Consider the following 7,310-nt stretch of genomic DNA (forward strand, 5'->3'; position numbering starts at 1 on the left):
GCCCTCCCCAAGAGCCATGTGTGTCCCCCCACTTGCCCCGGGCTCAATGTGGACCAATCCGGACTGCCCCGTCAATAACGAGGAAGGGCCCATTCCTTGACGGAACAGGCCCTTCTCGTTATCGGCGGGGCAGGCGCGGCGGCCGGTCGCTCACTCCTCCAGCGTCAGGCCCTTTCTGAGCCTGACCAGGGTGCGGGACAGCAGCCGGGACACGTGCATCTGCGAGATCCCGAGCTCCTCGCCGATCTCCGACTGCGTCATGTTGGCGACGAAGCGCAGGGAGAGAATTTTACGGTCCCGTGGCGGAAGGCTTGCGATCAGCGGCTTCAGCGACTCGACGTACTCGATGCCCTCGATGCCGTGGTCCTCGTACCCGATGCGGTCCGCGAGGGCGCCCTCGCTGTCGTCCTCCTCGGGCTGGGCGTCCAGCGAGCTCGCGGTGTACGCGTTGCTCGCCGCCATGCCCTCGACGACCTCGTCCCGGCTGATGTCCAGCCGCTCGGCCAGCTCGCCGACGGTGGGCGCGCGGTCGAGCTTCTGGGAGAGCTCGTCGCCCGCCTTGGCGAGGTCGAGCCGCAGCTCCTGGAGCCGCCGCGGGACCCGCACCGACCACGAGGTGTCGCGGAAGAACCGCTTGATCTCGCCCATGATGGTCGGCATCGCGAAGGTCGGGAACTCGACCCCGCGGCTGAGCTCGAACCGGTCGATCGCCTTGATCAGGCCGATCGTGCCGACCTGGATGATGTCCTCCATCGGCTCGCTGCGCGAGCGGAAGCGCAGGGCCGCGAACTTCACCAGGGCGAGGTTGAGCTCGACGAGGGTGTTGCGGACGTAGGCGTACTCGTGGGTGCCCTCCTCGAGGGCCTCGAGCCGGGCGAAGAGCGTCTTGGAGAGCGCTCGCGCGTCCTGGGGCGCCACCTCGTCGAAGGGCGGGATCTCGGGAAGGCCCTCCAGGCCCTCGGCGCCGTCCGGGGTCTCGGGGAGCCGGTGGCTCCGCGGTCCCTCGGGGGCGTGCGGTTCCGCGCTCTGCGAAGTGGTGGGGGCGTGGTGTGCCGACGGCGCGGTGGGGGTACGCGATTCGTCGAGCCGGGGTGACATGGTGTCCTCCATCGTTCTCGGCATATGGCCGCCGATGCCTTGCCTGCTGCTGCGGTGAGCGGCGCCTCCGAAGCCGGTCGTGTCGGTTGTGTCTTCACTAGGCCTACCCGCTCCCCGAGGGCAGTTGCAAGTGTCAAATGTCCCTTTTGCCGTGTATGGTGGGAACTTCGGCTACCGGTCGCCGTATGGAAGCAGTACTGTTCGACGGGCGTCGCGATGCTGCTTCGACAGCGCGTGACGTGGGTACGACACGACGGATCGATCACGACGTACGACGCGGCGACGACGCAGACGCAGCGCGGCGAAAGACACGGCGAAGAGGTACGGGCATGGACCGCGGGACGGTCGGCAGCGCGAACCGGGGCCGGCTCCAGGTCGCAGTTCGGACCGAGGGCCTGAGCGAGGTTGTGAAACCGGCGGGTGAGTTGGATCACCACACCGCCGAATTGTTGCGTGCGCCACTCGACGAGGCGCTCGAGCAGGGTCGTGTGCGTCTGGTCGTCGACTGTTCGGAGCTTGAGTTCTGCGACTCCACCGGCCTCAATGTGCTGCTCGGCGCACGGCTGAAGGCGGAGGCCGCCGGGGGAGGGGTCCACTTGGCCGGAATGCTGCCCGTGGTGGCCAGGGTCTTCGAGATCACCGGAGCGGAAGCGGTCTTCACCGTGCACGACTCCCTCGAAGCGGCCCTCGCCGACTGAGCGGCACGCCCCCCTGTCGCCCGCGTCACGCGGGACACACCTCTTCGAGGGGTGTTGTCCACCATCGGCCGGGCAGGAGAACCCCGCAGAACGTCGGAGCCCCGGCACTCTGTGTATCGACGTAATCAGCAGATCAGCAGACTGGTGAATCGGTGAGGTGAAGCGCTGATGAGCACCACCCGGCAGCAGCCGCCGGGCGACCTCGGCCCCGAGCCGAACGGCGCCGAAGCCGAATCCGCCGCGGGCGGGGTCGGGGGGGTGGTGCGCCGCCTGCCCCTGGGCAGTGCGAGCGGCATCGTGCCGCTCGCTCGCGACTTCACCCGCCAGGCCCTCTACGACTGGGGCTGGCTCCCCGCCGCCACGGCCGACCGCCGGGCGGCCGCCGAGGACGTCCTGCTGGTCGTCTCCGAGCTGGTCACCAACGCCTGCCTGCACGCCGAGGGCCCCGAGGAGCTCCGGGTCGGCTGCGACGGCAAGGTGCTGCGCCTCGAGGTCACCGACGTCGGGGCCGGACAGCCCGCCCCGCGCACCCCGCACCGGGCGGGACGGCCCGGCGGGCACGGCATGTTCATCGTCCAACGCCTCTGTCTGGACTGGGGAGTCGTACGGTCCCCGGGGGGCGGGGGCAAGACCGTCTGGGCGGAGCTCGCCGCGCCTTCGTAGCGGCGTCCGACGGGTTTTGAAGAGCTTGTAGAGCACGCCGATACGGCGTGCTCTTTGTCTTCCCTCCCCAAGGTCCCAGGCGTACCTTGAGCGCCCGATCTGATGTGTCGTCAGTAAATCCAGGCGACTTCCGGCTGACTTCTGACGGAGCTCGGCATGAGGGGACTCAAGGTGCGGTACCCGAAACGGACAGCCCACGCGCTGGCAGCGGCGGTGGCGGGCTCGGCGGTGCTGCTGGCCGCCCCCGCCGCGCATGCGGACGTCGTGGACGTCGACTACCGGTGTCAGACCCCGATCGGCCCGAAAGGCGCGGTCTCGCCGATCGACGTCAAGGCCGTCAAGAGCGGCGCGAGCTACAAGCTCACGATGTCCTTCCAGAAGGGCGTCTCCTCCAGCCCCGTGGAGCTCGGCAAGGGCGCGATGAACCCGAGTGCGGTGCTCGTGCTGGGCGGGGCGGGGGAGGGCACGGTGGCGGTGTCCGGTCCGTCGAACACCACGGCGATTCCGGCCAACACCCCCATCAAGATCAACGACCTCTCGGGGACGTACACCCCGAAGAAGAGCGGCAAGGTCACCTTCACCGCGGGCGTCCTGACGATCAAGGCGCTCGGAACCACGACGACCTGCACGCCGAAGAACAACCCCAAGCCGTCGCTGGAGCTCGACGTCCAGGGCGCGGACTCGGGCGCGGACTCGGGTACGGACTCGGGCGCGGACTCCGGCACCGGCTCGAAGACCGCGCCCTCCGGCGGCGAGCTGCCCAAGACCGGCCCGCTCGACTCGGCGGCGGCGCTCGGCACGCTCGGCGGGACGGTGCTGCTGGCCGGCGCGGCCGGGGTGCTGTGGCTGACCCGCCGGACGGCGAGCTGACCGGGTGGCGTGGGTGCGCGGGGGCTTCGCGGCGGCGCTTGCGGCGGTGCTTGCGGTCCTTCGGGGCGGTGGGGTCTGGCGGTACGGCGGGGCTTGGCGGGACCGGGCGGCCTGGTGGTACGGCGGGGTCTGGCGGGACGGCGTGGTCTTGCGGGACCGGGCGGTCTGGCGACGCGGTGGGGTCTGGCGGCTTCGGGGGCTCGGGACCGGCTGCGACGGCATGACGCTCAGCGAGACGGCCGAGACGGCCGAGACGGCCGAGACCGCCGGGCTGCCCGCCGCCGGCGCCCGAAGGGCCCTGGCTGCCTGTCGGCACGGCGCGGCTTGTCAGCACCGCGGGGCCAGGCGGCACCGGGCGGCCCGTCGGGGCCAGGCGGCCTGCCGACGCGGCGCTGCCCGTCGGGGTGGTGCGCTGGTCGCCGTGCTTCGCTGTGGTGCCGTGCTCGTGGTCCTCGGGGGCGGTCTCGGTGGCACCGCCGCCTGGGCCGCGGGCGAGCCCGCGTGGACGGCGGGGCGGGCGCATCTGTATCTGGAGGGTGCGCCCGGGGCCGTGCTGGAGGACCGGCTCACCGTGACCAACCCGGGCGCGAAGCCGCTCACCGTGCGCCTCGCGCCGGCGGAGGCGTACAACACCGCCTCCGGCGAGCTCGCGGTCCGCGCCGCACGCGACGCCGAGGCCACGGGCGCGTGGATCTCGCTGGCGACGACCCGCCTCACGGTCCCGCCCCGCACCCGCGCGGAGGTCCCCTTCTCGGTGACCGTGCCGCCCGACGCCCTCCCGGGCGACCACCCCGGCGCGATCACGGCGACGACCGCGGACCGGGAGGTCGGCGTACGGATCCATCTGCGGGTCAGCGGCCCGACGCTCGCCGCGCTGACCGTCGAGAACGTCTCGTACGCGGCCGGCGCCATCCGCTACACCCTGGTGAACCGGGGCAACACGGCCCTGACGCCCACTCTGACGGTCAGCGTGGACGGCCTGTTCGGGAAAGTCCTCAGCCGCCCGGCCCGGGCGCTCCCGGTCGAGCTGCTCCCCGCCCAGCGGGTCACCCTCACCGAGCCCTGGGCCAAGCCCCCTTCCCTGGACTCGGTGGACATCCGCCTGAAGGCGACGGCCGCGGGCGACGCGAAGAGCACGGCCGTGGCGACGGCGAACTTCATCCCCTGGACGGCCGTCGGACTCTCCGCGCTCGGCCTGGCGGCGGGGGCGTCGGCCTGGCTGTTCCACCGGCACTCGACGAGGTCAAAGACATGACGACGGCTGGTCCGCGGCGCCGCGCAGCAGGCGCGCCCCCGAAGGCGGTACGGGGACGTCGGTCCCCGCTCGCCCTCACCCTCCTCACCCTTCTCGCCCTCTTCGGCCTGCTCCTCCCCACCCCCTCGCTCGCCGCGCCCGCCGCCGACCCCGCCCCCGACGTCAAGCTCTCCCAGCCCCAGGCGGGCAAGGGCGGCGACATCACCGTCAGCGGCAGCGGGTGGCGGCCGGGCGCGCTGCTCATGCTGCTCGTCTGCGGCCAGGCCACGCCCGGCGCCGGCGTGATCGGCGGCACCAACTCCTGCGCCAACGCCGAAGGACGCGCCGTCACCACCGACGCGCGCGGCGGCTTCAGCAAGAAGGTGCCGGTCGCCGAGCCGCCCAAGCCCTGCCCCTGCGTCGTGCACGTCGCCACCGTCACCGGCGAACAGGCCGTCGTCGACGCCGAGTTCGCCGTAACCGGGCACCCCACCGCGCCGCTGCCCACGCAGACGTCCGGCGGCAGACTCGCCGTGCTCGCCGCCACCCGGCTCGAAGGGGACTCGGGCGTCCTCGTCTTCTTCGGCGCCCCGCCCTCCCGGCGGCTGGAGTTCACCGTCGGCAACCTCGGCTCGGCCCCGGTGAAGGACCCCGTCTTCCAGATCGGCGTCTCCCACGGGGTCTTCGCCCCGCAGTGGGAGGAGCAGCAGTGGCGCGGCGTCGTCGAGCCCGGCCAGAAGGTCAAGGTCGCACTCCCGGTCCAGCTCTCGGCCGGCGCGCACGGCGACTACCAGATCTCCGTGAAGTACGGCTCGAAGGTGCTGGCCGAGCAGCCGTGGGGCGTCGGGCGGCCGTGGGGCGTCACGATCTTCTGGGTGCTGCTCGCCGTCGTCGTGCCCGCCGCGCTGTTCCGGATCGGCATGGCAGTCGTGGACCGCGTACGGCCCCGCGCTCGGCCCCATGCGCGCCCGCGCTTCCGCTTCCGGCTCGGGTCGGGGGCGCGCTCCAGGCCCAGGTCCCGTTCAGGCTCCAGTTCAGGCTCCGAGGCAGGGGCGGGGGCAGCGGCAGGCACCGGGCGTTGGCCCGTGTCCGCGTTCCGTACGAAGCCGTCCGCGCCCGACGACGCCGGCGCCACGACCGCCCAGGGCAACGAGAGCGCCCCGAGCCCCACAGTCGCCACGGCCGCTCTGCCGTGGTTCACAGCTGACTCCGCACCGTCAGAGAACCGGTCCACGACGAAGGGACATTCGTGAGCACCCAACGGAGGATGAGCGCGGCCGGCGTCGCGCTGATGCTCGGCGGCGCGGGGATCCTGCTGGCCGCGAGCCCCGCCCAGGCAGCAGCCGAGGTGTCGTACAGCACGGAGTGCATACCCCCGCCCATCTCCGGTCTGCCGCCGGTGCAGGGCACCACCAAGGTGCAGATCACCGCGCCCGCCGAGGCCAAGGTCGGCGACGAGGTCGAAGTGGTCTGGAAGTTCGTCGCGGCGGCTTCCAAGAACCCCGACGTCCTCGACCTGGACAAGGACACGGTGAAGCCGACCGGCACGCTCAAGGCGGCCGGCGCGCAGACCGCGGACATCGCCATGGAGGGGACGCGCACCAATCCGCCGATCCCCAAGAACAGCCCGATGGTGCTGTCCGACATGAAGGGGAAGATCAAGCTGACGAAGGCGGGCGACCTGACGCTGACGCCCGGCGCGTACAACATCAACGTCTCCAAGCCGCTGTCCACCGACACCAAGTGCGCGCCGAAGGAGCCGGTCGCGGCTGGGGCGACGATCAAGGTGAAGGACGGCGGGGGCGGTACGACGAGCGGCGGCACGACGACGTCAGGGGGCACGACCTCGGGCGGAACGACGAGCGGCGGCACCACGTCGGGCGGCACCACGTCAGGCGGCACGACCTCCGGCGGTACGACCTCCGGCGGCGCCGCCTCCGGCGGTACGACGAGCGGCGGCGGGGGCGGCGGCCAGACCGACTTCCCCGGCAAGACCGTCAACGTCACGTACGACTGCAAGTCCCCCGGCCCCCAGGGCATCAAGACCCCCATCACCGTCAACGCCAAGAAGAACGGCGGGAGCTACGACATCACCGTCAAGACCGGCGAGTCCGTGATGAACAGCCCCGCCCCGCTCCCCGCCGGCGCGCTCAAGGGCTCCATGGCGATCGTCCTCGGCGGCGCCGACAAGGGCACGGTCAACACCGTGGGCCAGCCCAACAAGGACCCGATCGAGGCGGGCAAGCCCGTCGGGATCGGCGATCTGAAGGGCGTCTACAAGCCCGGCGCGAGCGGCAAGTCCACACTCAGCCCCGGCACCCTGACCATCGACGTCAACCTGGGCGGCCAGAAGATCGACATCCCCTGCCAGGTGAAGGGCTCCGCGGCGGTCTCGCTCGAACTCGACACGGCGGCCCAGCCCGGCGGCGCCTCCGGCGGCACGAGCACGTCCGGCGGCACGGCCTCCGGCGGAACGTCCGGCGGCGGCACGAGCACCAGCGGCGGCCTCGCCCAGACCGGCGCCGAGGACAACGGCGCCCTGCGCGCCCTGGCCCTCGTCGCCGGCACGGTGATCCTGCTGGGCGGCGCGGTGTTCACGTTCACCCCGTGGCGACGGCTGCGCGGCACCCGCTAGCAAACAGGTGGTGCACGACGGCGGAGGGGGGGGGCGGGGGGGGGTCCGGTGGTGGGGGGCCGGCCCCGGCGGGGCGGCGGGCCGCGCGCGGGGGGGGTGGGGGGGCCCCCGC

General features: G+C 72.4%; 7 protein-coding genes. 6 read left to right on the top strand and 1 reads right to left on the bottom strand.

What is annotated here, in order from left to right; translation table 11 throughout:
* Window positions 1-150 precede the first annotated feature (150 nt).
* On the bottom strand, window positions 151-1,110 hold the full coding sequence (locus AB0M39_RS23005) for an RNA polymerase sigma factor SigF (RefSeq protein WP_365367218.1): 960 nt from the start codon (window positions 1,108-1,110) through the stop codon (window positions 151-153).
* 317 nt (window positions 1,111-1,427) lie between these two features.
* On the opposite strand from AB0M39_RS23005, the gene AB0M39_RS23010 reads away from it, so the two are divergent.
* The 6 genes from AB0M39_RS23010 (at window position 1,428) to AB0M39_RS23035 (ending at window position 7,198) form a co-directional block, all read left to right on the top strand.
* Window positions 1,428-1,796, top strand: coding sequence for an STAS domain-containing protein (locus tag AB0M39_RS23010; protein ID WP_365367220.1), 369 nt, complete (start codon window positions 1,428-1,430; stop codon window positions 1,794-1,796).
* 168 nt (window positions 1,797-1,964) lie between these two features.
* Window positions 1,965-2,459 (top strand): ATP-binding protein, encoded by a 495-nt coding sequence (locus AB0M39_RS23015; RefSeq protein ID WP_365367222.1) that lies wholly within the window; start codon window positions 1,965-1,967, stop codon window positions 2,457-2,459.
* Between the two features lie 171 nt (window positions 2,460-2,630).
* The gene (locus AB0M39_RS23020; RefSeq protein WP_365367242.1) at window positions 2,631-3,329 is read left to right on the top strand and encodes a peptidase; all 699 of its coding nucleotides are present in this window, start codon (window positions 2,631-2,633) and stop codon (window positions 3,327-3,329) included.
* A gap of 421 nt (window positions 3,330-3,750) precedes the next feature.
* Window positions 3,751-4,584 carry a hypothetical protein gene (locus AB0M39_RS23025; protein ID WP_365367224.1) on the top strand — a complete coding sequence of 278 codons (834 nt, stop codon included), beginning with the start codon at window positions 3,751-3,753 and terminating at the stop codon, window positions 4,582-4,584.
* Window positions 4,581-5,816 (top strand): neocarzinostatin apoprotein domain-containing protein, encoded by a 1,236-nt coding sequence (locus tag AB0M39_RS23030; RefSeq protein ID WP_365367226.1) that lies wholly within the window; start codon window positions 4,581-4,583, stop codon window positions 5,814-5,816. The genes AB0M39_RS23025 and AB0M39_RS23030 overlap by 4 nt, the downstream gene beginning before the upstream one ends.
* Before the next feature lie 14 nt (window positions 5,817-5,830).
* On the top strand, window positions 5,831-7,198 hold the full coding sequence (locus AB0M39_RS23035) for a hypothetical protein (protein WP_365367244.1): 1,368 nt from the start codon (window positions 5,831-5,833) through the stop codon (window positions 7,196-7,198).
* Window positions 7,199-7,310: the final 112 nt, after the last annotated feature.

The sequence above is a fragment of the Streptomyces sp. NPDC051907 genome (genome assembly GCF_040681075.1).
In the GTDB taxonomy this organism is placed as follows: Bacteria; Actinomycetota; Actinomycetes; order Streptomycetales; family Streptomycetaceae; genus Streptomyces.